Origin of the sequence: Desulfomicrobium macestii (assembly GCF_014873765.1) — a bacterium.
In the GTDB taxonomy this organism is placed as follows: domain Bacteria; phylum Desulfobacterota; class Desulfovibrionia; order Desulfovibrionales; family Desulfomicrobiaceae; genus Desulfomicrobium; species Desulfomicrobium macestii.
Map to the genome: position 1 here is coordinate 1 of NZ_JADBGG010000039.1, position 24,853 is coordinate 24,853.

The following is a 24,853-nucleotide window of genomic DNA, read 5'->3' on the forward strand; positions in this document are numbered from 1 at the left end:
CGACTGCTGTATGCGAGGGGACTGAACGAGAGCCTCCAAGTCCTCGTTGGGTGGCAGGGGGCGGCTTGGGTCAAGCCAGCCCTGGTCGATGGCGATCGCTCGTAGTTGACCGGCCTTGCGCCGGCCCATGAGGCCAGCACGTTGTATCTCACGGTCGGACTCTCCAAGCCGCATCCGTGTGATGACGTGTCGAATCTCGTACATTTCGAACCTCCTGTTGGCCATCTCCCTTCCTCCTTGTGTGTTAGAAGAAAGGGGATAAACGCTGAGGAAGTCCGAGCGAAGTGTTTTTAAGGCTCTCTCAAGCCCGGGGTGGCTCCATTAGGGGTGCCCATGAACTGGCTCCATTAAGGGTGCCCACGAAATGGCGCTATTAGGGTGCCCACGGTTTGGCGCTATAGGGGTGCCCGTTCACAGTTGGTTCGCTGGACATGGACGGGCAGGGCTTTTACCAAACCCGAAAGCCAAAAAAAGGACATACCATGCATCATGACGCCTTCGCCATTCTGAACGCCCTGAAGTCCACGCTTGACGAGCATCGCCCGCTTGCTCCGGACCTCTTTCGGAGTCTGCGAAAGGACATTGTGCTGAGGTACACCTACCATTCCAACGCCATCGAGGGGAACCCTCTTACCCTCACAGAGACCAAGGTGGTGCTTGAGGATGGGTTGACCATCGGCGGGAAACTGCTGCGTCATCATCTCGAAGTCGTCAACCATGCCGACGCCATTACCCATCTGGAAGATCTCGCGAAGAAGAATGTCCTGCTCGATGAGAGCGGTCTCAAGGATCTTCATCAGCTTGTCATGCGAGGGCTCGACAACGAAGCCGGGAGTTATCGTGGCTGTAACGTCATCATCACCGGTGCAGGGCATACACCGCCCGATCATCACCTTGTCGATGAACACATGCAGAATTTTTTTGATTGGTACCGTGGCGAGGCTCAGATGCTTCATCCTGTGGAAAGGGCTGCCAAGGTGCATGCCGACTTGGTCATCATCCATCCCTTTCGGGACGGCAACGGCAGGGCTTCCAGGCTTGCCATGAACCTGGAACTCATGAGGGCAGGATTTCCGACCGCCATCATCCCGGTGGAGGATCGACTCGAGTATTACCAACATCTGGACAAAGCGGGGAAGGACGCGGACTATGGTCCTTTCGTCCAGCAGCTTGCTCAGCTGGTCGAGCAGAGTTTCAAGCCCTATTGGTATCTGCTCGGCTTAGCCTAGCTGGCGGACACCATTTAACAACAAACGAAAAGCCTCGGAGCCACAAGCTCTGGGGCTTTTCGTTTGTCGAGGACTTCATGGCTGATACACGGGCCGTGATGCGCTCCTGCCGTTGGTGGCGAGCGTGGCCACAATCCATTCTGAGCCGGTCATGACGCAATGATATCTTTCAATGCTGCTCAAAAAAAGTCACCGATCAATCTCTTTGATTTTACTGAGCAATTTTAATTTTCAAGCCTTCGAAGTCCTGCTTTTTTAGTCATTACGCAAAATTTTTGTTGCAAAAAGTTTAAAGCTTGATATAGTCCTCAATTCTGTGCTGTTTACTTTTTATGGGAGATAGTTATTCCTGTGTAATATTCATTTTTTAGAATTAATATTCATGTAAAATTTTTATTTTAATTAATAATTTTGTACTTTTGTATTTATATCGAATTTAGTTAGTCGATAATTGTATAATATTGTCTCGTTAATATTTATTATTGAATATTAATGAAATATAATTTTTGATTATTTTATCTGTTTAGATGGGGTTAGTTAATGAAATATTTTTCTTGCAATTATTTTTAAGTTTGATATTATGATAAATTTTTAGTTTTGTTTAAATCTAGGCGAGCCACAAGGTTTTGCTTCGAAGAAATGGTGCGGGTTCTGGCTAACATCACTGGGATTTTAACAAAAAAAGGGGAGAAAGATGAGTTCGAAAATACCAACACGGCGTCGCAAACAAAAACGTGATAAAGAGATATCGATAGCGGTTAACGCAGATGAAAAGGCATTGATTACTGCTGCGGCACAAGAACGAAATATGCCTGTGGCAACTTTTCTTCGCAACCTCCTTCTTGCCGATGAGGTAAAGCTTGAGAAGCCTAAGGATCCGCCCAAGCGTCCTTGCCGATCTGTCCCCAAAGCTGACCCGGTTTTGATTCAGAACGTTGTCATGGTCGGTAACAGATTGAATCAGTTAGCGCGCTGGGCTGAGTTGAACATGGATCGTGTTGATGCTCTTTCAATTTTGATTGAACTTAACGCGGTTCAGAACGTTTTGTCTAAGTTCGTTTGCGGTGAAATTGTAGAGGATGCGGCATAATGCTCATAAAATTTCTTAAATATGGAAAGGGCGATGCCCAGAGAGCAAAAAATTACTTTCTGAGGAATCATGACTGGAATGGTGAATTGCGCAAAGAAGTGAGAGTATTTTATGGAAATCCTGATCATGTTGCTTCTGTAGCAAACGCATTAAATAGTTCTTACTGTTATACTAGCGGGGTTCTTGCGTGGTCTCCTGAAGATGATCCGACTGAAGAGCAAATAGAGCAAACTATGCTCTTGTGGCGCCTCTTGGCATTTGCAGGACTAGACATGCAGAGGGTTGCTCATTGTGAGATTCTGCACAGGGATAATAGAGGTGGTGTACACATCCATACACTCACCGCTCAGGTTGATCTGACAACGGGTAAGCGCCTGAACATTGCTCCGCCTGGGTGGGCGGGCGATTTCTATCCTTTGCGGGACTGGCTGAATATTAAACACGGATGGGCCCGTCCTGAAGATCCGACTAGGGCCAGATTGTTGCGGCCTGGTTGGCGAGCATATTTGCAAGCAGACGCCGAAATACGCGGGCTTTTTCTTAAGCCTGACATGCGTGACGAGTTGCACGATTATATACTGGGCGGGATTCAGGTTGGGGAAATCCAAGATCGGGAATCAATGGTCCTTGCGCTTGAAGGGCGCGGGATTGAGGTGGCTCATCACGGCCGGCGGCATTTGAGCATTAAAAATCCCGATACGGGGAGAAATGTGCGTTTAGTAGGGGCAATTTATGAAAAACATTGGAGATCTGTCGACCTTCTTGCGAGCCCAGAACGAGGCCCGGAAAGAAGAGATGGCGAAATTGATGAAGGAGCAAGCCGACGCGCTTATGCACGATTTGAGGAAGCATGTCAGAGCAGGGCTGCGTTCAATAAAAAGCGATTTCGACCAACACGTGAACAACTTGAACGCGGGATTGACCTCAATCGAAGCGCGGACCGCTTCTTTGGAAAGCATACTTCGACAGCGGTGGCTCGCAGCCTTAATGACTGGGCTATTGGCTATTATCGGCGTGATTGGAATGGGTTTTTTTACAATGTTTCTGATACGCGACTCTGTAAGCGGCTTGACAAGGGAAAGGGAAGCTCTTGTCGCGGAAGTGACCCACTACCGGAAGCAATTGGACCAAGCAAAGGATTTTATCGCAAGTCTTCCGCAAAATATGAAGGTAGTACAAAAACCATCCGGGCTGTTCTTAGAAATAGAGTCAAAGGACGGACTGAAGGGGCTATCTCCGTACGAAGCGGACAATGGGAAAGTTTTTTTGAAAATACAGAGGTAATTTATGACAGAAATAGATCAGATTTTCATGAAAATGTTGCAGAGTATGTATGCGGAATTGGACTCGAAATTGAAAGAATTGGACGATTATTGTTTAATCTTGAAAAATTTTACAGAAGTTTGCGAAAAGAATACTTCAAGCTCCTCAAAGATACTGTAGAATTTGAGCAAAATGTTTCCGCACTAAAAGATGCTTCTTTGTCGTTAAATTATGAAGAAGGCGGTATTAATTGCCTGAATCGTGTCGATATGGAAGATTCGCATGATGTAAGTGATGACAAGTGTAATAAAAATATTTCTTTGCGTTTCTAAATCTGTGATAAAATTAAAAAAGTTATATTTATTAAATTATATCAAAACAATGCAGAGGTTTCTATGTTTAAAAATGAACAGAAAGTGTACAATGAGCATGAGGTTGCAAATATTTTGAATATTAGCGTCAAAACTCTTCAGCAATGGCGTCATCTTGGTAAGCCACCTGTTTATATTAAGTGCGGACGGAGTGTAAGGTATTTGTCTGATGATTTGATGAAATTTGTAGAGAATTGCAAAGTCAATCCACTCCGTGGTAGTAATTAATCCATAAATAAAGCACGGTAAGTTTTTCGAGAGTTTGAATCATTCATGATGTCGGCATTCTGATGATTTTCGATTTTAGGGAATTGGGGATAAAGTTCTGCCTCTTGTGCCTGCTTTTGGGCTGAGGGGTTATATCCGGAATCTCAAGCAGTGGACCCCGACCGGCAATCCGTATATCTCCTGTCGGCATGCAGCAGCAGGACATCATCTTTAAACTGAGTAGCCTCGCCAACCGCTTTCCGCGTGGGCTCGAGCTTTCCAAGCAGGACCTGCTTTTCGTCGGTTGGCTGTATTTTAGGGAACTGGCCACGGAGGCGGCGAGGATCTCCGACCGCGAACTGCGGCAGCAGCTTTCCCATGCTGCGGTACAACTCGGCATGGAGGATGAAGTCTCCCAGCCGGCCCAGGTCATTGACCGGCTGGTGCGATTCAGGATGGTGCGCACTTCGGTGACGGATTCGCGGGCGCAAGAGTACTGCCTGACTCGACTTGGCCGCAGTCTGGCCCGGGACCTCTTGGAAGATGCCGACTTTGGCAGCGAGGACCTGTGTACTCTTTTGAACCAGGCCCATGCTTCACTGCGCCAGGAGATGACGCAGGGTGATCCGGCTGAACTTGCCAAGTGGCTGACCCATTTCTTTCATGGCACCATTCGAGAAAAGATCGAGTACAAGCTCCTGTCCATAGAAGAGGGGCTCCTTGATCAGGAGCAGACCGCCAAGCGCCTGGGCAGTGGGCAGGACGAACAGGCCTTCGAGGAGGCCCTGGCCTCTGTACGCAAGGGGCGCGAGTATCTGGACGAACTGCTTGATGCGGTCCAGGACGGCTCTGCCTACATGCCGCTCATGGCTGCGCTGTCGGAATGCCATGACCGTTTTTCCCAGCCGGAGCTGCGCACCGCCATCGGGCGGGCGCTGGATTTTCTGGAAGGGATGCGCCACCGCATCGAGCGCATGCTTGCAAATCTCATTAGGTTCGTGCGGCAGTGCGTCTCCTATCAATCTTTCGTCGGCTCCCTGTCCCGTCGCGACGCCTTGGGTCGGCTGCAGCTCGACCTGCTGCGCTTGGCCCTGCGTGAACCCCTGACCATGCCTGTGGTCGGACAGAACCGTCCGTGCGCCATCAGCCTCGAATTCGGCGCTTCCCAGAACCAGGCCCCTGTCACCCTCGATCCGGCGGCGCTGGCGGCACTGTCCGCCTTCGTGCCCGAGCCGGTCAGGAACATCCAGGCGCCGTGGCGCGGCGAGTTTCTTGACGAGGCGCGCAGGCAATGGAGTTCCACCCCTTTCTCGCCCAGGCCTCTTGCCGCGTGGATTCGAAGCCTCCTGGCTCCGAACGCGGCCGATCCCGATGCCGAAATCCTGGCCCTGTGGTACCTCCTGAATGACATGCCGGCCTGGACGCCCGCCATCCTGGTCCGTACTGCCGACGCCCAGTGGGAAGCTCTCGGGCCCACTCTCATGCAACCCGTCATCCTGGACACGCCCCATGTCTGACGTCCCAATGCAAGATCCCATGCCCGACGAGGGCGACGGCAATGTCCTCTTCGCCTCGCCGGCCCTGTCCCGGCGCATCATCCACAGCCTGCAACGCGGCGAGCATATCGACCCCTTCATGGGGCCCGAGTTCCGCTTTCTGGACCGCAACCAGTCGGACTGGGAGGATTTCTTTGCTTTCCTGGGATACAGGCTGTGCCGCAGCGACCTTGGGGGCGAGAGCTTCTTTTATCTCAAGCCCGAGTGGGGAAAGATCAAGGCCGAACGACTCAGCCGCGGGGCGACCTTCCTAGGCATCTTTCTGGCCTGGCATTTCGTGACAGAAGGGGTTGACGGCCAGGAGTCAGTCCCGGCCGCCGATCTGGCGGGGCGGATTCTCTCGAACTTTGATTTCAACATGCTTGTTCCGGTCTTTCTGCCTGTTCAAGGGCGGGGTCGTCAGCGGGCCGAGACGGAGAAGAATCGCGATAAAATGATCGACGCCATCCGCACATTCCTGAACGAGCTGGCTCGCTACCGTTTTGTGGAGCTGCGACCCTCTGTCCGGGCGGAGTGGCGGGATCTTCAGGTCTACCGACTGCCGGGCCTGCAGCGTTTTCTGGAGATCAGCCGCAACGCGCTCCTGCACCAGGGCAGCGAGGCGACCGACCTGCTCGGTGTGGTCAGAACCCTGTGGGCCGGATTCGAGACTGAACCGGAAAGCGATGACAGCGACGACGCGGCGGAGGACGAATGAACCTGCCTTTTTTCAGCCCTGATCCGATCTGGGCCCGGGAACTGCTCCTCGTCGGGTATCAACTCTTCCCTTGCAGCCTGATCCCCCTGCACGGACGCCTGACAGTCCTGTCCGGCAACAACGGCGTGGGCAAGACCACGCTCCTGGACGCCATCCAGACCGTGATCCTTTGCCACCAGCAGTACATTTCCATGAACGTGGCCTCGGGCCAGAACGACCGCTCCATCATCGGCCAGCTGCGCCAGCGTGTGGCCTGGGCGGCCATCGGTATCGCCGGGCACGAGGAGGTCACGGCCATGGGCGTACGCCTGGCCGTGCGCCCCAGTGGCGAGCAGCTTGACCTCTCGCCCTTTGTGCTGCGGCGCGTGCCGCTTCAGGAAAGCCTGTTCCTCGACCCCGAGACGAGCACCATTACTCCGGATTTCCAGGTCCTCTCGCGCAGGATCCTGCAGGCCAACCCTACGGCCGACTACCTGCCCTTTGAGCGCGTGGATGATTACCACTCTTTTCTGCACGAGCAGGGCATCCTGCCCATCCCGCTCATGCGGCCCGGCAAGAAGAAGAGTTTCGCCGGATTGTGGCGGCAGATCACGCAACCGCGCCTGACGGACCTGCAGGCATTTCTGCAGGACATGCTCTGCCCGCCGCCCGCCAGGAAGATGAATTTCAGCGACGTGGAAAAGCTGATGCACGATCGGCGCGGCGTGGAAGAACGCCTCAAGCGCCTGGTCCGCTTCAGGGAGACGCGGCTTAAACTTGAGGAGCTGCGCCTTGCTTTGGATAGCGCGCGCCGTGAGAGCCTGGCCGCCGACCTTGTGGTGTCCTCGGGGCGTGTCCAAGCCTTGCGACAGCAGGAGGGCAGGCTCCGGGCGGAGCAGGAAAAGGCTCAGCAGGAACTGGAGGCACAGCAGACCGCCTTGAGCAAGTTGGAGGAGCGGGAGTCCGGGATTTCCTCTCAACGCGATCTTCTACAGAAACAGCAATCGTCGCTGGATGCCCAATTGCGGCGTCACAAGGATTACATGGCCGCTGGCAAGGAGCTGGCCGAGGCGGACAAGCGTCTTCAGGCCATTCTTTCCGAACAGGCGGGCATCACGGAGAAATGCCGCGTCGTGTCGGAGGAAATCACTTCTGGCAATGCCAAATGGAGAGAGCTTCTGGTTTTACGGGAACGGGTGGCCGGGCAGGAAATCCAGCTGGCCAAGGATGTGACGGCCTGGCGGAGCTTCGAGGCCGATCTGGCCAGGGCTGCGGAAATTTTGGGCCGCAAGATTGGCTCCGCCTTCAATGTCATCGAGGTCTGGAACGAGTGGGACGGGCCTTTTCAGGAACTGCGTCTTCTCTCCACGTGGAAGGAACAGCTGACGGAACTGCGCCGCCGCACGAAACGCCATGAAGAGGCCTTGCTGCTTTGGAAGGGCCTGGTGGCGGTAAACGCGGTGACCGATCCTCCCCAGCGTGAGGATGCTGAAGCCAGACTGCGCGCCGTCAAGGATGAAATCATCCGTCTGAGCCTCAAGGAGGAGAAGCTTGTCGCCGAGCGCGGCCGTATTCAGCAGTTGCGCGACACCCTGGCCCAGGGCCGTCCGCCCCTGCCGCCCGAGGCGCAGCGTATGGTCGATCAGGGCTTGGCCGATCCCGTGGCCATGGATTTTGACCAGCTCGACGTCCAGGAGGCCGCAACGTGGCAGACGTGTCTTGGCCCTTTTGCTCTGGCAATCCGCCCCAGGGATGGTGCCGAGATTCTGGACAAGCTGGAAGGAACGGACAGGGTTTTCGTGGTCACCTCCGAGGCCGGGGAAGAGGACTGGGCGAGCCGCGCTGCTGCGGTTGGCGGGCGGGGCGCTTTGGCCTGGTACGAGCCGCAGGGCTCAGTCTGGTTGTCCAGCCGCGCGCGTGCGGAACAGCTCATCGCCCTTGCTCGGGAACTGGAGGAATGCGACTCAACCATGGCCCGCCTCAAAGCCGAGCGGGCTTCCCAGCGGGCGCTGGAAGAGCGCCTTACCGCAGTGCTCGGGGCCTGGGACGCCCTGTGTGACCGGGAGAGCGTGGTGCTTGAGGAGGCACTGGCCAAGCGGGTCCGCGTAGTGTCCGAAGGCCAGGCCCGGACCAAGGCCTGCCATGACTGCGTCGAGAAGCTCAAAAGCCGCATCCAGTCCTTCGAACTGGCGGAAAGTCCGGCGCAGCTCGATGCCGTGCGCGCCAGGATCGCGGAGCTGGATCGAGAGGTAAAAGCCCTGGAAGAGGACCTCGCGCGGCTGCGCACCAGTCAGGAAGAATTTCAGAAGCGGCAGACCGAGCTTGAGCGGGAGCGGCGGGAATCCGAGAATTCAAGGACCAAAGCCCAAGCCCAGCGCGAAAGCCTGGAAAAAGATGAGCCCCTCGATGTCCTGGAGGGCCGCGTCGATTTTACCCAGGCCGAACTCATGGCGCGGCGGGTGGCGGAGCTGAAGAAGGAACTGGACTCCATCAAGGGGAAAATTCGCGCCGGAGCTGAGCAGCTGGGCAAACTGCGGGCTGATGTCCAGAACCGATCCACTACCCTGAACGACATGTCCGGCAAGCTTCGCCATGCGGTCCTGGAAATGGAGCAGGCCACAGCCCAGTGGGGTCGGTATTATCCAGCCGAAGATCCCGCCGCCCTCCACGGAGACTGGACCGAGGCCAGGCGCGACAAGGCCCGGCAGGCCTGGGCCGAGGCAAGGGTGGCCCTGACCGGGCAGCTGGAGCTTGTCTGCCGGGAATACGGCCAGGAGCTGGCCATGCCCCGGGACAGGGAACCCGATCAGCTGGTGGGCGATGTGCTGACCATGCTGCTGCCTCCCGACGTTGAGCTTGATCGCGAGGAAGAGAAGCTCAAGGCTCTGCGCGACGAACTGGCGAAGATCGAAGGCAAGCTGCGTGGGTACGTGGAAGCGATTCGCAACAATGTGGACGCCGATATCCGCGCCTTGACCCGCAAGCTGCAAAGGATCAACGACATCCTCTCTAACCTGGGCTTTGGCAAGGTTCGCAAGGTGTATCTGGAGAAAGTGCATGAGCCCGCCTACGAGGGGCTCAAGCATCTGCGGGGCACCGGTCAGCTGTCGCTCTTTTCGTCCGGATCGGCTGTGGGCTTACGTGAATTCCTGGATCAGATCCGGGAGATCATCGCCCGCCATGCCAAGGGCGCGCAACTCGAAGACGATCAGATCACGGATTACCGAACCTATGTCCGCCTGCGTTGGGCCATTGAGGACGACGAAGGCCGTGAACGCCGCAGCGGTTTTTCAAGCGGTGAGGGCCTCGGCATCAACCTGTCCATTTGCCTGAGCCTGCTTTTCTATGAAGGCTCGGACTCGGGCCAGCATCGCGGCAGCGGCATCCTGCTCATGGCCCTGGACGAGGCCGAGCGTCTTGATGAGCGGGCCATGAACACCGTGCGCGACCTGCTGGACAGGGTGGAGTGCCAGCTGGTGCTGGCCTTGCCCAGAATGCTCAACATCCCCGACTCGTTGACGCATATTCTGACGGCGCTGCCACAGGGCGTGACCCATGTAGGTGTGTATGTTCCGCAGGCGGCTGAGCCCGTTGCCGCAGGAAACGACGATGACGAGCCTGCCGGAGAAATTGCGTGAAGGACCTGACAGCAAGATGTCTGGCCTGGCGAGGGTTGCTTGAGCGGGGCAGGGTGGCTTGGAACGTCGAATTTGCCATGCTTGAGCGGGCGGGGATCGTACGGCGTGAGAAGAACAGCGCCGTGTTGGTCGAAGAGGAAGAACTGCAGCGTCTGCTTGCTACGCCCGAGTTTTCGGACGCCCTTGCCAAGCTGGATTCAGCCGAATCACTGGCGGCGGCCATGGGGCTTGGGTTACGGATCACCGATCGGGCGGCAGACTGTCTTCGCCTGCTCATGGCCCTGGAAAAAACCGAGCAGGCAGTAGGCTTGGTCTGGCGACAGCAACTCAGCGCCGAGCTCTTCGGGAACTCGAAGCACATCGGCTCCGTCTCCATCCTGTCCCGAATCTACGAGGATTGGCTCGCCCTTAAGCCCAGCCGCGGAGAGTTGCGGCTCAAAGCTTTTTCTCCGCTCACGCACACTGCAGGAGGCCCGGACTTGTCCGAGGTCACGAAATACCAGGGACAGGCCGTCCTGATGTCCTCTCATGCCGGCCCCCAGCAGTACGACCTCTCTTGCCTTTGTTTCATCATGACCTGCGAAAACCTCTCTCCCTTTCTGGAACTCACCCTTCCTGCCGGGCTCCTCGTCTACACGGGGGGATATGCCTCCCGAGGAGTTGCCGCATGGCTCAGATCGGCTCCAGCCTCATGCCGCTGGGTTCACTTCGGAGATTTCGATCCTGACGGGCTGACCATATTCGACAGGTTGTCCGTCGCATCGGAGCGTGACGGGGAGTTCTTTCCGAATCAGGAAACATTGGAACTCCTGCAGGCCGACCTGCCTGCATGGCAGGGCGCCAGAGCATTCAGGGAGGGATCGTTGCGCGGCGACCAGGCGAAGGTTCTGGCGAGGTGGGGTGGACGTCATAAGCTGCAGGCTGAACAGGAGCAGGTGCTTTACCAGCTCAGGAAACGCGTGATGCCCTTGGACGGGGTGCTTTTCTGAAGGGGCACTATGCAGCTGCGTGCACTTTATGACACGCAGCTGCATAGTGTTGTATTTGTATTGATTAGAATCCTGATGCGCGATTGCTTCTATCTGCAAAAAATTCATTCGCGCTGCGAATTGTTTTTTTCACAGAATCAAGGTCGTTGAAAATTTCATTCAAAGCAGGGATTTCAAAAGGACTGATTCTGAAATCGCTTTCAATCTTCGGCAGCTTAACATTGTCGATGTCTTTTTCCAGCACGACATCAATTTCTTCGTTATTGAAGATTTTTTTGACATTCTCAAAGTTAACGCCGGTTCCATCGTAGGCGCCGATAACAAGAAGATATCTCACGGTTTGTGATCTTTTCTGCTGGATATTCTTCTTGTTCTGTTCCCTACGGTTCGATATCTGGTTCAAAACCATATGGTAGTCATCGCCAATGCTTGGCTTGAGCTCGACGTAATACAGTTCACTGGTTTTTTTCGGATTTGCATATCTCCAGTCTGCAAGCAAAAAATCGGGGTAATTGTGCTTTTCATTATTTCCAGTGGGATATCTGTGCAATGCACGCTCGAAGAATTTTTCGACACGCGCTGAAAATTTCGGGTTAATTTCTTCATGATATGTGATTTCAATGGTTACATCATTGAACTTTTTCTCGAACGAAGTCTTGCAAGGGCTGATCTGCTTGAACTGTGATTCAGCCAAGTACGATCTGAATTCTTCAAAAAATGCATAAAACAAATCAAAGTCCCGGACAGTGTTCCTGTAAAGTTCTTCCGGATTGCTTACGATCAAACTTGCAGGAGTGCTGAACAAGAATTCTTCCTGCGTTCTTCCGTCCGTATAGTTTTTGAATGGAGAAACTGGGATGGTGAATGATTTTTTTTCGTTCTTATTCCAATTCTCCGATATTGAAGCTACCTCAATAGCCATTTTTTTGATTTCAGAAATTCTGTTGTTCATGCGTTCGCATACCATCTTGACGATGGGCATCTTGTCAGCGAAGTAATCGTTGAGATTATGTACATAGTATTCTTTGTCGTGATTGAAGATTTTCGGATTGACCATGTAGAACAATCTTAAGCTCACTTCTTCGGTCATATATTCAGCCTGCATTCTGTTGTGGCTTGGCGTTTTGAGGCCGGGTCCATGTTCTTTGAATGCAAGGTCGCACAGTTCAGGATACTGCTCGCGGATGCTGGCCTGGCCAACCATCCAAGCGCAGTATGACTTCTCGGCCAAAAGGACTTCGATGGGTTGTCCTTCGTACCTTCCAAACGGGACCAGGTTGTTGTCTTTTTTGTTCTTGCTCATAAGAAATCTCCTGTTTGTTTTTGGTTAAAAAAGTTGACTTATGAGATGGATATATATAGCTCTAGGTTAGTTTTGTCAATATATATTTTAAAATAATTGCGTTAAATTGAGATAATTTTCATAATATAGTTAAATTATTTAGATTTATTCTGAATTGATTTAGGGAAAAGATGAAAAATCGGGAGGGCTAGATGAGTCGAGCGGGCATGGATTTGGAGTTCGAAGACGTTTTCCGGCGGATATCCGAGCAGACTGATCTCAAGACGTCCACGAACCTTGCAGAGTTTTTGGGGATATCGAGCGCTTCAGTGTCGAAGCAGAAAACCGGGAACACGTTCCCGGCAGCATGGGCTATATTGATTGCAAAACAATATAATCTGGATCTAAATTATATTGTTTTCGGAGAAAAATATGCGGATAAAATGAGAAAAGATGATGAGGATATGAATGTCTTAATTAAAAATTATGTAGAAAAAAAACATGATTTTGAACTAAAAGATGGAGATTATGTTTTGAAAGCTCTTTCTGGTGAAATTGAGCTCATGATTGGGAGGTTTTTGGGTCATATTAAAAAGTAATACTTGTTTTTTTAAAGAATATCCTGATGGTAGAAGAGGAGCCTTGAACGGCTTTTCAGTTCGATGTCGAGGGTGCCCAGTTTATTTCTAGCCACGACATTGACTCTTTTTATGATGGAATATGTCGAGTTATTCAGTCGCTTCCGCTACGAATTTCCTAGCTGATTCCGACGATTTTGAGACCGGAATCAGTGGCCAATTTGAGCTGGAATGAAGACTAAAAACAACATTTGCTGCCTTTTTTTTGAATTTTGTCCGACATACATATGTCACGATGCTTGTCCGACACGCCAATCTTGGGGAGGTCACCCTTGTAACATTCCAAATCCCCCTATTGTCAGTCCTGCCAAAATCCCAAGGTATTTCTGCACACGAACGTCCAAGAATAGCCAAGGACTGGGAACGATAAAACCCGAACATTTTTGGACCCTCCAAAAGTTGGGTCTCACACAGCACGATTGACCTGATACACATGCTGCCCCTGTCACTGTCTCTTATATCGCTGCGCCATTTTTTTGATGGTCTTGATGGCCTCGTCCCTGAGCCACTGCGGTTCGATGATCTCGAAATTCCCTCCCCAGCGCAGGGCCCACCACAAGACCTCTTCCGGTTCCGCCACATCGACCTCGAAGAAGAGGCTCCCGTCACTGTTTTCGGTGAGCTTCTGCGAGGCGTGGCGGGACTCTTCGCGGATGAACGGCGCTATTTCCCCTGCGAACCAGACTTTGACGTGCTCGGGTTCCTGGTCCGAGGCGTAGATCCCGAAGACGTTGGTCCGCCTGCGGGCGAAATCGTATTCGCGCAGATTTGAGAATGTCAGCCCAAGGTCGCGTACGCTGCGTATGCGGCACACTTTGAAGCAGCGGATCTCCTTGCGTTCAATGCAGTACCCGTCCAGGTACAGGAATCCATCGACCACGAACACCTGATATGGCTCGACCTCGTAATCCTCGGCTGGCTGTCCCGGTTTGCAGTAGCTGATGCGGATGCGCCGGCGGTTGATGGTGGCGTTGAGCAGGTCGTCGACGATCCGCTCCTGCCGTGAATGCCCTTTATGGGCGAGATCCTGTATGAGAAGCGCCTTGCAGACGTCGCAGAAGGCTTTCTCTTGCCCGGCCATGAGTTTCGCCGCCGCTGCCCGGGCGTGCTTGGCCAGGAAGGACTCCTGCAATTCCCCCAGCTGGCTCAGGGCCAGGATGATGGCCAGGCGTTCATCGAGGCTCAGGTCCGGAATTGGCAGGAACGCGTCCTTTGTCAGCTTCTGCCGTTTGTTTGCCTTGTCATATTCAAAGCAGACCCCCAGCTTCTTCATGAATTCCCGGTCTCGGTTGTAGGTCGACTTGCCAACACCCAGTTCCTCTTGAAGCGCCTTGGAGGACATTTCCGGCTTGGTCTTGACGAGTTGGTAGAGGAGCAGGATGCGTTGCAGTTGCTGGAGCTTCTGGGATTCGTTGGCCATGCTGATCTCGAAAGGTTGGGGTTTGCTCTGATAATGCAGGCTGTGCGCACCAATTTGACCATCGTCCCGCACGTACGGGATCATGTCCGCGATCAAGGGTAGCCTGCCCGGTGATCTTGCGCTAAGAAACAGCACGTTTGCAGATCGTATAGGAAACATGCTGAAATTCTTCGACTATGTTTGGTAGTAGCCGTAATCTAGATTCCTTTTGAGGGCAACATAGTGCGCATTCGTTTTGGCCGGGACCTGGATGGTGAGAATGGGGCGTTCAGCGCCAACACATAAATTTACGACTTGAGCACAAAACTTAGTATAAAATATCCATCCTGCTTATTCGCGCACGCATTGTCGAACTCCTATGGGACTCTTATGGCAAACACTAAATTTAAAATATTCGATTTGACTGATTTTTTTAAAATATACTTTATTAAAATTTTTAAAATGTATCAAATAAATTGCTTTAAAGCCGTATTAATTCAAAAAGTTACAATAAATATTAAATACGTATAAATTTGTTGATTTTATATTTTTCATATTTTTACTTGTTTCGATAATAAATGTTGATTAACACTAGGTCTCTTAAAATTATGATTTTACTATACGACCTAAATCCGTGAAAAAGTTGCATTGAATATACAGTATTGAAACATTTTGCTCTTGAAATACATCAATGATATCGGTATATTGAACTTACTTTTCCTGAATAAGTTTTTGCACCCATTGGGTGCGGCAGGAGTTTGTGATGCTCATTACCGATATCAAACGAAACGAAGGAAATAACATTGGTCATGTCGGCCTGGCTTTGATTGGCGAGATGGCCAGGGTTTGCGGTCTGGATACTCTGGTTGACCGTCTGGGGCCTGGAAAAACTCCGCAGATCAAGGAGCGCGAAATTTTCCGCACACTGGCCGGCCTCATGTGTCAGGGCAAAACGGATTTCGATCATGTCCGCGAATATTACGGCGACGATTTCTTTGCGACCAGCCTTGGCCTTGGGCGCGTTCCTTCCGCCGAGATCCTGCGACAACGGTTCCAGCGAATCGCCCTGGAAACGGATCTTGATGCCCAGTTGCCCCAATGCTCGATCGAACTGTGGAAAAAGACCGGAATGCAGCCGGAAATCATCGAGATGACCAGAGACAAAAAGAAAGAGCACTGGGTGCGCCTTGATGTCGACGTCAGCATTTTCGACAACGCCGACACGGAGAAGGAAGGCGCCAGCGCGACCTACGACAAGAGATTTGGCTTCGCCCCGATCTTCGCCCATTTGGGCGGTGGGTGGTTGGTCAACGCCAAGCTTCGTCCCGGATCGAGCCACTCCAGTTGTGAGGGCACGGACGAGTTCATCCTGGAAAGCCTCGGGTATGCCAAGTCCATGGTCGATGCGAATATTCTCGTGGTGGCCGACAGCGGATTTGACAGCCAGGACCGTCTGGAAAAACTGTTCACGCAATCGCGCACCGGCTTCATCATCAAGCACAATCTGCGCAGGGAGCCGGTGGACGGCTGGCTCGCCACGGCCAGAGAGCACGCGCAGGAAGTAGAGAATTACTCGACGTCGCGGGAAAAAGGCCGAAAATATCGAGGATTCGTGATGCGCGAAGTCGGAAAAAAGAAAAGGAAAATCCGACAAATTTTCGAGGTCACGGAAGTGCTGAGCAAGGACGGCGTGTTCATGATGATTCCGGAGGTCCGCGTCTGCGTTTTGTGGACCAATCTGGAATTTGAGGCCGAGCAGGCTTTGAAGCTTTACCGCAAGCGGGGCACCAGCGAGCAGTATCACGGGGAATTTAAGACCGAGATGGACATGGAGCGTCTGCCGTCTGGGAAGTTTGCCGTGAATGCCACCTTTCTGCGTTTGGGCATGCTGGTTTACAATATGCTCCGGGTAGCCTCCGTGGACTTGGTTGTGGCTCGGATGCTGGGGCTGAAAAAAGCCAACCGTCGCAGAACCAAGACGGTCATGCGGAGCATGATGAACATTTGCGCCCGGATCACCCGCCATGCCCGCAAGGTGATCCTGCATGTCTCCTGCCCGGAGCCATGGTTCAAGGTGGTCTCTGACCTGTTCTATCGTCTCAAGACGGCGTAACGAAATGGTCATCAGGCTGTATTCCTAGGAGTAGTGCGTCTGAAAACTGCAAAAAGTCAGATCGCGGAGCTTACGAAGCGACAATTGTCCTTCAGTTGAAAATTTTCAGGTCGAAAGTCGCCTGGATTTTCGAAAAATTTGGTTGAAATTTCGAGCCAACAACGTTGGCAATACTTATTCACGGATTCAGGATACGATTTCTGGGGATATATATGTCATTAGTGAAAAATCGTCGAGGTACGGCAATTGTAGAAACTGACCATGGAATATTGCTCGTAGAAACAAGAAAAGGAATGATACTTCTTCCTGGTGGAGGAGCCAAGAAGCGTGAGCCGCGATTTGAAGCTGCTGTACGTGAATTACGGGAAGAAACGGGTTTGCTTGCTTTCAGTGCACTTTCACTGTTTGAGCATATTTCTTATTCAAATGCGCATCGCGTTGTATGGATTGTTGCATCAGGTGAGCCTCGGCCTTATGATGATGCGGTCGCGCTGCATTATTGTACTCCTGAAACTGTAAAAAATTTCAAAACCGCTTCACCTGCAACAAGGGAGATTCTCAATCGTTTCTGGGAGTACCAGAAAGAGCATCCGCAGTTGTTTACGATGTGGAGAATACCAAATTCCGGGATTTCATCTTGATCAAAGCGAGAGCCAAAGTCGGCTAATGTCTAAAATGCCTGCAGCCGACCGACTTTTGAACAAGCGAGATCTGTGCAGCACCGTCGCTATTTTTAGGCGGTTAAATTATTGTGGGCTATTTTCAAAAGGATAAACTTGCCACAAATCAGTTACTGCAATTTCATGTTGTTTGTGATTTTTCCAGACTTGAGTCTAAGCGGAGGACCTTCAATAAAATCTCTCCCTAAGGCATAGTCGTCACATCGAGGGCAAATTCTAATTATATCACTTTTTCTTTTTTCCCAAGTTTTAGGGAGAGATTTTATATATAGTGCATCTTTGATGCTCAGTAGGTATTCTTTAGATACCTCGACAAGTTCAAATCCGCATTTTTTGCATGTCCAGTTTGATTCTGTCATAATCTTATCTCATGAATGTAAATATTGTAGTTTGAAATCTTTCATTAGAATTTTTTTGTTTTAAGCAAGTTGCTAAATATTGATTCTAATTCAGAATTTGATCCGCGCAATCCATTAGTAACCCTCGTTGCCCAGTCAAAATATTCCTGCTTACGCTCCGCAGACCAGTCTGCCGGGGGCGCAGTGATAATATTTCTTAGATTGCAGATCTTGTCGGCAAGTTTTACCAACTTGGCTTCGGGTGAGCAGTGGGGCGCGTGTTCGATCTGTTTTTCTTTGCGGACATGCTTGGGCAGGGATTTGTCGTCAGTCAGTTCAAGGACGATGGACGTGATTTTTTCGCCGAAGATCGACTTAAGTTCGTCGGCAGTGGTTGCCGTATCTTCAATGGTGTCGTGCAAGGCGGCGGCGCAGAGAGTTTCGATGTTGGTGACGTTGCCCTCATTGGCCAGGACGTCGACCAAGGCGATGGGGTGGTTTATGTATGGCGATTCTGCAGCGTCTTTTCGGCGTTGGGTGCTGTGTTTTTCAGAGGCAAAAGCGATTGCTCGGACAAGAAGTTTAATTTCGTTTGGACTTGCATTCATTTTTATGATCCTTGTTCGTGTTGATTTATATTTTGGAAATCTACACAGTATTATCTCTCGAGTCAAAATACAGAATTATTTTTTCGAATTGTATGACTATTGACTTACTTGTTCCAATTCCATTCTCGATAATGTTTACAAATCGGATTGCTGCACCCGCAATTAACCGGGAGGCATGCACAATGCGAACTGCAGCCATTGTCATACAAAACGTCTGAGCCCATGGGATAGTTGAGAGGGGCACCACACTCTGGGCAGACTTTTCCGCCACATTTTTGGCAAATCCATGGTCTGTATCCATGGAGATATTCTTGCCTTGCCTTTTCAATTCTTTCGGGCGTCCATTTTTCCTTTTCTCCCCACACGACAAGATAAAGATTTGAATTTTCAGCAAATTTAACTGATTTGTTCGGAAAATCCTTGTCGCCACCTCCTCTGTACTTCGAAGACAGGCAGGTTCCGTGCAGGGTTTGTGCGGCGATGCGCACTCCACCAGTCTCTTCAAGCGTTTTGTCGCAAAGGATGCAGCGTTCGGATGGGACTCGTCGAATGCATGAATTGTCGGACGATTCCTTTTTGTTTGATTCAGAATTCAATAGTTTCTCCTTGAGTTCGATAACTGCTGGCGCTTGCATTTCCACTGCCGAAGAGTTGGCATGACTTGCTTGATTTCGTGGTTATCCATGCAATCCCCTTATTCCGTGGAGTTTTGCAATGCAGCTGCAACTTCTCTGACAATCGGCGTCTTGTCCTTGAACCTGTGCCCGCCTGTCTCGAAAGCCCTGATCGTCGCCGCACCCTCGAAGCGTTTGATTACTTCCTGCGGGTTGATGAGATCGTCATCCAGGTTGACGACGACGGTGATCGGGATGTTTTTCGGCGGCATAGGGACTTCGATCTCGGGATAGTTGTAGAAATACGGGTTGAGCAGGACGCAGGACAGGCCAAGGCCTGCGGGCAGAATGCAGGCCATGCGATAGGCCCAGTAGCCGCCTAGGGAAATGCCGACGATGAGCGCACCGGGGTGAGGGGAGATGCACTCCTTCAAATAGGCTTCAATTTCTCCGTGCGTGCGTTCCATGGGTTTGTAATCCGGGATGAGCACGGTGTGTTCCTTGGAGAAATGTTCCCGGATCGCCTTGCCGCTGCCCGAGCCTTCCGGAGTGGACTGTTTGCCGTGCAGGAAAATGATCGTTCTTTGCATGATGGGTCTCTCTTTGCTGATTGTGCCGCCAGGACGCTTTGCGCCGGAGGTCATTTTTCCCAAAATTCCTGGCGCGCCCGGGAGATGAGCCTGAAGACCTGGCCGTCATCCGTTCCTCGGGTGCGTCCTGTCAGGCCTTCGATCCAGCGATGCGGCAGTCCCTTCATGCCGTGCAGCGCACCGACAGCGGCCCCGACGATGGACGCAATGGTGTCGTTGTCCATCGTGTCGTTGACAGCCCGGACGATTGCTTCTTCCGGGTCATGGGCGTGGCGCATGAGGATGTAGAGGACGCTGGGCACGGTCTCCAGCAGATAGGCTCCGGAGTGCCAGATTTCGCAGGCCTCCATGACGCTCAGGTTTTCGCCGTATGCCCAGGCGAGCTTTTCGCTGACAAATTGGTGCAGCGGGCCATCGAATGAATACTTCATGCACCCGCTTCTCGGAGCGTAGCCGATGGCGCCTTGCAGATCGGCGGCCAGGGCTGCGTATCTTTCCGGCCACCAGGCGGGTTCGGGAGCTGTCTTCATGTCCAGCAGTTCCCAGAGCATGACCGTGAAGGCCAGGCAGGAGGATGTGGACGCATGGTCATTGTGGGTCATCATGGCCGAGAGGGCCGTATCGGTCCAGATGTCCGTGCCGCCGTGGCGCAGGTGCGGGATGAGCATGGGGGCGATGCGCATGAGCGCGCCGTTGCCGGCGGAATGCGGCCCGCTTTCGTACCAGGGGCGGCCGGATTTGAACGCGTCCAGGAAGCCCTTCACGGTCCGGCCGATGCCGTAAATCCTGCCGCTGTCCGCGAATTTGCGGGCCAGATGCTCCGGTATGAACTCTCCCTTGTCATCGAGCAGCTGCTCCAGGGTCCAGAACGTCAGCTGAGTGTCGTCGCTGGGGTATCCCATTGCACTGCCAGTCCGATCCTGGGCCAGATAGTCACGGATTTCACCATGGAGTTGATGTCTGACCAAGGGAAGCCTTGATTCCGATGTGTTCCCGAGGGAATCGCCGATGGCAGCGCCCAGCAGCATGCCCTCCACGCGGTCGAAGTCGAAGTCCGGCCCTTTGGGGGCAAGCTCATGGTCGAAGATTGCGCCGCGCTCCAGCCGTATGGCTTTGGTCTCAAACAGTTGGCGGAGTATGGTGGCGTTGATCTGACGCTTCTCGTTCATTCTGGGGCTCCGGGGCTTGCGGTTGCTGGGTTCCTGGGTAGCGCAGGCAAGGGGCGGATGGCTACAACTCGTCATCGGCTGGTCGATATGGTCAGGGCTGCTTGGCTGACCATCCCATGGTTCCGCCTCGCAGGCATGGGCTTCCATGGCGATGGCGTGGAGGATCTCTTCATAGCAGGCCGCCCCAAAACGGCGATCTGCTGCGTCAGCGAAATAATCCAGACCGCTTATGTATGCTCGAATACACCGCGCGCCCTGGATTTTTTTGCTTCCTTGCATCTCACAATTTTTGAACGACCTGCGAATTTTGAATTTTTCAACAGCCGGATAAGGGACATGGTGCTGAGCGCTTTCGTTCATCGTGCTCCTCGCTGGTTGCGACGAAGGTTTGGACGTGCTTGACGCATTCCTTGTGCAGTTTGCGACGCGGCGCGGCAATCATGGCGGGCTGGATGGTCCCGTGATGCTGGGACGATCAGTGAATCCCGAATCCTGGCGGCGTCAAAAAGAAATATTGCATATATTCGTTACTTGTGCGTAACTAGCGACGTTTTGCACGGGAGGTGATGATTGGATTGCAGGGCGCGCATACTCGAACTGGCTAGGGCCAAGGGCATTATCAGGGCCAGGGATGTCGAAGAGAGCGGCTGTTCGCGGAATTTTCTATACGAGATGCACAGAACAGGAGACCTGCGGAAAATTTCCCCAGGACTTTACACGCTTCCCGAGGCTCCTGTCACAGAATATTCAGATCTGACTGAAGTCGCGAAAAGGGTTCCCCATGGAGTTGTGTGTCTTATTTCAGCCTTGTCTTTCCATGAACTCACTACACAGATACCCCATGAGATCTGGATTGCCGTTCCCAAAGGAGCAAGGCGTCCGAGAATCGCGTATCCGCCTCTGAATCTGACTTATGTCTCAGGTCAGGCGTATTCGTTCGGCATCAGGGAGCACGTCATGGGCGGGGTACCTGTCCGGGTATACAGTCCCGCCAAGACCGTCGCCGACTGTTTCAAGTTTCGCAGCAAGGTGGGTCTGGACGTGGTTCTGGAGGCGCTTCGGGAAGTTTGGCGATCCAGGAAGGCAACCGTGGGCGAACTGATGGAGGCTGCCGAAGTTAATCGGGTGTCCAGGGTCATGCGTCCGTACCTGGAGGCTATCGTATGAGTGGCGGTGGGCGGTAAACTCGCGGGCATTCCATTTTTCAGCGTTTTTTGAATAGGGCACGGGAGAGTTGCGATGACTTCAGCCTTCTCTTGGCCCGCTATTAAGGCTTACTTCTGCCTGATGGATTGCGCCATTCCAGCCTAATCATCCCCGTCATCCTTACCGGCTAATCACCTAATCACCCTTTCCAACCAAAAAATAAGTGGGATCTTCCCAGCCTCACGGGACGATCATCGTGTTCTCGATAGCCAGTGATCATGCGGACTTGGTAATACTGATCTCAAGCGACCTGCTCCGGCAGGTCCAGGATTTCAGACCCAACCGTAGACCATTGGAGAGACCACATGAGACGAATGTTCAGAAGAAGCAATTCTGGTTCCATCGATTCCACGCCCGAAAGTCGCTATGCGCGGATCAAGACGGCGGGCTGGCTCATGCGTCTATTTGACAAGCGGATTGTCCTGAGCTCGGAACTTTTCGCGTGCACGGCGTGGTGTCTGGGTGGGCTTGATTTCTGCCTGCAGGGCCTCATCAAGGAGGCTGCGTCGTACGTTCCCGTGTCCAAGAGCGAGGACGAGATGGCGACTCTGGAAGAGCTCAAGCGCGTCTCCCTCTACAACCTCGGCAATGCGCTGGAAGATTTTCTGCAGGAACATCCTCGTCATCACAAATCTGCCCGGGCGCTGCTTCAGGCTGAGTGCAGGGATATGCATTCCACCCGGATGAAGCGCCCTCGTTCGTACGCCATGGCCGCCAAGCGACTGGAAGAGCTGTTCGGGCTTGATCGGGAGAGCGTTGATCTGTGCGAGTTTCTGTTCATCAACCGTTCCTTTGAACCAGTGGAAAGCTATTTCGAAGACAACCTGCAGGCCATGCGGTTTGGCGGCATCGATTTTCTGGCTCACATGCTCGGCATCACGGCTTCGCGGTGTCGCAACATCCTGCGGGAACTTGCTTATCTTGGTATCGCTGAAGTTGATCGAAGACACGTTGCCCTGGAAGATTCCATTCGTGATCTGTGGACCGAGAGCGACTCAACGCGTGTATCCCAATCTTTTTGCCGCCCATTGGAAGGGGAGGCGCTGCCGCTCGAAAATTTCAGCATCCCCGCCGAGCAGGTGGAGCATGTTCGCGCCTTGCTTCGGCAACCAAGTGACCGACCCATGCATATCCTTCTCTACGGCGCCCCTGGTAACGGCAAGACGACTTTCGCCCGAAGCCTGGCTGCGGCCGAAGGCATTCCGGCCTGGTCCGTGAGCCCGCCTCAGGGCGCGGATAACGACCGCCGCGCCCAACTCACCGCCGGGGCGCGCATCGCCTCCCAGCATGACAAGGCATTTTTGCTCGTGGACGAGGCGGAGCGCATCCTCGATTGCGACATGTTCTCTCGGGAAAAAAACGTGGATAAGGCCTGGCTCAATACCTTTCTGGAAAAGCCCGGCCAGCGGGTGGTGTGGATCACGAACCACGTGCATCACCTCGAAGGGGCGGTGCGGAGGCGGTTTCATTTCAGCATTCATTTCGAGCCGCTGGGGAGAAAGGAGCGAAGCGCCATGTGGCGGCAGATCCTGGAGCGGCGCGGCGTGCTGAATCGCGTGAATGACGCTGAGCTGGCAGACCTGTCCCGCACCTACGATGTTCCGGCTTCGGTCATGGAAATGTCCGTGACCCAGGCTGCGGCGCTGAGCGGGAGAAAACGGAGCGCCTTTGTCCCGGCGCTCAGGCGCGTGGTGGATTCCTATCAGACGCTGCTGCGTGATGGAGGCAAGCAGCGCAAGAAGATCGCGGTGGCGCCGCATTACGACCCCAAAGGCGTTAGCCTGGAAGGCTCCGTTGATACCTTGGTGAACAAACTGACTCGGGTGGATCACATGCTGCGCAGCGGCGGCGAACTGAACGCCGGCGCGGCCACGATGCTCTTTTACGGCCCTCCCGGCACCGGCAAGACCGCCCTCGCTCGGTATCTGGCAGACCGGCTGGATCGGGAGTGCAAGGTTGTCCGCGCCAGCGACCTGCTCGGTCCGTATGTCGGCATGACGGAAGCGAACATCGCGGAAGCCTTCCGGGATGCGGAGCGCGACGATGCCGTCCTTGTCATCGACGAAGCCGACAGCTTCCTCTTTCCAAGGGAAAAAGCAGCGCATTCCTGGGAGACCACCCAAGTCAACGAGTTCCTGACCGCCCTCGAAGAATGCCGGGGTTTCTGCATCTGCACCAGCAACCGCCGGGAGAACATGGATCAGGCAGCCATGCGTCGGTTCAGTCACAAGATCGCATTCACATACTCCAAGCCGGAGCAGGTGAAGACACTTTATGACGCACTTCTAGCGCCGCTGGCGTCGGAGCCAATGTCAAAAGAGCTGGAAACGGAACTGCTGGCGATGCGTCGCCTGACTCCGGGGGATTTTCATGCGGTTCGCTCACGAATGCTTTTTGATGGCGGAAAGGGTGTAAAACATCATGTGTTGCTTGAGGGGCTACGCCAAGAGCAGGAATTGAAGCTCGATATTACCGGGCGGGGAATGGGGTTTTTGTGAAAACGGCGGATTCGGGAGGTAGCCCATGAGAAATGAAGAAAAATCAGAGTGTTGCATTGTCGGTGTTGGCGGTGCCGGGACAAATATCGTGAACCGGGTCCATGCGTCCAATATCTCGGGGATCGATTGCATCGTTGCCAATACCGATTTTGCATCACTCCGGAACAGTCCGGTTTCAAGACAAATTCAGCTCGGATATGGCGGTCGTGGGGCTGCCGGTTGCCCTGCCTACGGCAAGGATGCAGCCTGGAGGAGTTGTCCGCAGATTCGAAGCGCTCTTGAAGGGTATTCCCTGGTTTGCGTTGTGGCCGGCCTTGGCGGTGGAACTGGCACTGGGGCAAGTCCTGTCGTTGCTCTATTGGCTCTCGAGTCGGGTGCTTGCGTTGCTATCGCGGTGACAGTCCCGTTTGAATTCGAGGGGGAGGCTCGTGAGAGAACCGCCAGTGAAGGTTTGAAACTCCTGAAAGGTATTTCGGACGAGATGTTGGTCTTCGATAGTGATGTATATTTTCGAGAGAATATTCCATTTCAAACTCTCATCGACAGGATGGATGCTAACATAGGAAAATTGCTGCCAAAGTGGATACGATTTTTGATCGAAGAATCAGTCCAAGGGTGACAATGACTCGGTGTTAGCATGGTTACGGGCCATTTTACGGGATCTTGCCAACGCTGCTCTATATGGACTCAGCGCTTGTC

20 protein-coding genes and 2 pseudogenes are annotated in these 24,853 nt (G+C 53.0%); 16 read left to right on the forward strand and 6 right to left on the reverse strand.

Annotation, left to right across the window (positions count from 1 at the left end):
- A pseudogene (locus H4684_RS17910) lies at positions 1–204 on the reverse strand (hypothetical protein); the annotation flags it as partial.
- A 278-nt stretch (positions 205–482) separates the two neighbouring features.
- On the opposite strand from H4684_RS17910, the gene H4684_RS17915 reads away from it, so the two are divergent.
- The 8 genes from H4684_RS17915 to H4684_RS17950 all read left to right on the forward strand — a co-directional run bounded on the left by H4684_RS17915 (position 483) and on the right by H4684_RS17950 (position 11,019).
- Positions 483–1,229 (forward strand): Fic family protein, encoded by a 747-nt coding sequence (locus H4684_RS17915; protein ID WP_192624787.1) that lies wholly within the window; start codon positions 483–485, stop codon positions 1,227–1,229.
- Positions 1,230–1,923: 694 nt separating this feature from the next.
- Entirely contained in the window at positions 1,924–2,319 is a 396-nt protein-coding gene (locus H4684_RS17920) for a plasmid mobilization protein (protein WP_192624788.1), read from the forward strand.
- Positions 2,319–3,914 carry a hypothetical protein gene (locus tag H4684_RS17925; protein ID WP_192624789.1) on the forward strand — a complete coding sequence of 532 codons (1,596 nt, stop codon included), beginning with the start codon at positions 2,319–2,321 and terminating at the stop codon, positions 3,912–3,914. Before H4684_RS17920 ends, H4684_RS17925 begins: the two co-directional genes overlap by 1 nt.
- Positions 3,915–3,977: 63 nt before the next feature.
- Positions 3,978–4,181 carry a helix-turn-helix transcriptional regulator gene (locus H4684_RS17930; protein WP_192624790.1) on the forward strand — a complete coding sequence of 68 codons (204 nt, stop codon included), beginning with the start codon at positions 3,978–3,980 and terminating at the stop codon, positions 4,179–4,181.
- A gap of 188 nt (positions 4,182–4,369) precedes the next feature.
- Positions 4,370–5,677 carry a hypothetical protein gene (locus tag H4684_RS17935; protein ID WP_192624791.1) on the forward strand — a complete coding sequence of 436 codons (1,308 nt, stop codon included), beginning with the start codon at positions 4,370–4,372 and terminating at the stop codon, positions 5,675–5,677.
- The gene (locus H4684_RS17940; RefSeq protein ID WP_192624792.1) at positions 5,670–6,413 is read left to right on the forward strand and encodes a condensin complex protein MksE; all 744 of its coding nucleotides are present in this window, start codon (positions 5,670–5,672) and stop codon (positions 6,411–6,413) included. The genes H4684_RS17935 and H4684_RS17940 overlap by 8 nt, the downstream gene beginning before the upstream one ends.
- Entirely contained in the window at positions 6,410–10,030 is a 3,621-nt protein-coding gene (locus H4684_RS17945; protein ID WP_192624793.1) for an ATP-binding protein, read from the forward strand. The genes H4684_RS17940 and H4684_RS17945 overlap by 4 nt, the downstream gene beginning before the upstream one ends.
- Positions 10,027–11,019: a Wadjet anti-phage system protein JetD domain-containing protein gene (locus H4684_RS17950; RefSeq protein WP_192624794.1), complete on the forward strand. Its 993-nt coding sequence runs from the start codon at positions 10,027–10,029 to the stop codon at positions 11,017–11,019. Before H4684_RS17945 ends, H4684_RS17950 begins: the two co-directional genes overlap by 4 nt.
- Before the next feature lie 64 nt (positions 11,020–11,083).
- On the opposite strand, the gene H4684_RS17955 is transcribed toward H4684_RS17950, so the two are convergent.
- The gene (locus H4684_RS17955; RefSeq protein WP_192624795.1) at positions 11,084–12,322 is read right to left on the reverse strand and encodes a hypothetical protein; all 1,239 of its coding nucleotides are present in this window, start codon (positions 12,320–12,322) and stop codon (positions 11,084–11,086) included.
- 206 nt (positions 12,323–12,528) lie between these two features.
- On the opposite strand from H4684_RS17955, the gene H4684_RS17960 reads away from it, so the two are divergent.
- A complete protein-coding gene (locus H4684_RS17960; protein ID WP_192624796.1) occupies positions 12,529–12,900 on the forward strand; it encodes a helix-turn-helix domain-containing protein in 372 nt (123 codons plus the stop codon).
- A 484-nt stretch (positions 12,901–13,384) separates the two neighbouring features.
- On the opposite strand, the gene H4684_RS17965 is transcribed toward H4684_RS17960, so the two are convergent.
- Positions 13,385–14,455 carry a helix-turn-helix transcriptional regulator gene (locus H4684_RS17965; protein ID WP_192624797.1) on the reverse strand — a complete coding sequence of 357 codons (1,071 nt, stop codon included), beginning with the start codon at positions 14,453–14,455 and terminating at the stop codon, positions 13,385–13,387.
- 646 nt (positions 14,456–15,101) lie between these two features.
- Between H4684_RS17965 and H4684_RS17970 the strand changes: the two genes are divergently transcribed.
- Both H4684_RS17970 and H4684_RS17975 read left to right on the forward strand, forming a co-directional pair.
- Positions 15,102–16,451 carry an IS1380 family transposase gene (locus H4684_RS17970; RefSeq protein ID WP_192624798.1) on the forward strand — a complete coding sequence of 450 codons (1,350 nt, stop codon included), beginning with the start codon at positions 15,102–15,104 and terminating at the stop codon, positions 16,449–16,451.
- Positions 16,452–16,663: 212 nt separating this feature from the next.
- Positions 16,664–17,092, forward strand: a complete 429-nt coding sequence (locus tag H4684_RS17975) for an NUDIX domain-containing protein (protein ID WP_192624799.1) — start codon at positions 16,664–16,666, stop codon at positions 17,090–17,092.
- Positions 17,093–17,534: 442 nt separating this feature from the next.
- Here the strand turns inward: H4684_RS17975 and H4684_RS17980 are convergent, their stop codons facing one another.
- The 3 genes from H4684_RS17980 to H4684_RS17990 all read right to left on the reverse strand — a co-directional run bounded on the left by H4684_RS17980 (position 17,535) and on the right by H4684_RS17990 (position 20,450).
- Complete coding sequence (locus H4684_RS17980; RefSeq protein ID WP_225940541.1) at positions 17,535–18,077, reverse strand: HD domain-containing protein; 543 nt, start codon at positions 18,075–18,077, stop codon at positions 17,535–17,537.
- Between the two features lie 694 nt (positions 18,078–18,771).
- The gene (locus H4684_RS17985; RefSeq protein ID WP_192624800.1) at positions 18,772–19,281 is read right to left on the reverse strand and encodes a YqiA/YcfP family alpha/beta fold hydrolase; all 510 of its coding nucleotides are present in this window, start codon (positions 19,279–19,281) and stop codon (positions 18,772–18,774) included.
- Between the two features lie 50 nt (positions 19,282–19,331).
- Positions 19,332–20,450 carry an ADP-ribosylglycohydrolase family protein gene (locus tag H4684_RS17990; RefSeq protein WP_192624801.1) on the reverse strand — a complete coding sequence of 373 codons (1,119 nt, stop codon included), beginning with the start codon at positions 20,448–20,450 and terminating at the stop codon, positions 19,332–19,334.
- A 57-nt stretch (positions 20,451–20,507) separates the two neighbouring features.
- Between H4684_RS17990 and H4684_RS17995 the strand changes: the two genes are divergently transcribed.
- The 5 genes and pseudogenes from H4684_RS17995 to H4684_RS18010 all read left to right on the forward strand — a co-directional run bounded on the left by H4684_RS17995 (position 20,508) and on the right by H4684_RS18010 (position 24,773).
- Complete coding sequence (locus H4684_RS17995; protein ID WP_192624802.1) at positions 20,508–20,852, forward strand: hypothetical protein; 345 nt, start codon at positions 20,508–20,510, stop codon at positions 20,850–20,852.
- Between the two features lie 168 nt (positions 20,853–21,020).
- A pseudogene (locus tag H4684_RS21290) lies at positions 21,021–21,164 on the forward strand (type IV toxin-antitoxin system AbiEi family antitoxin domain-containing protein); the annotation flags it as partial.
- 243 nt (positions 21,165–21,407) lie between these two features.
- A complete protein-coding gene (locus H4684_RS20785; protein WP_225940544.1) occupies positions 21,408–21,617 on the forward strand; it encodes a type IV toxin-antitoxin system AbiEi family antitoxin domain-containing protein in 210 nt (69 codons plus the stop codon).
- Positions 21,618–21,961: 344 nt separating this feature from the next.
- The gene (locus H4684_RS18005) at positions 21,962–24,154 is read left to right on the forward strand and encodes an AAA family ATPase (RefSeq protein WP_192624804.1); all 2,193 of its coding nucleotides are present in this window, start codon (positions 21,962–21,964) and stop codon (positions 24,152–24,154) included.
- Positions 24,155–24,179: 25 nt separating this feature from the next.
- The gene (locus H4684_RS18010; RefSeq protein ID WP_192624805.1) at positions 24,180–24,773 is read left to right on the forward strand and encodes an FtsZ/tubulin family protein; all 594 of its coding nucleotides are present in this window, start codon (positions 24,180–24,182) and stop codon (positions 24,771–24,773) included.
- Positions 24,774–24,853 lie beyond the last annotated feature (80 nt).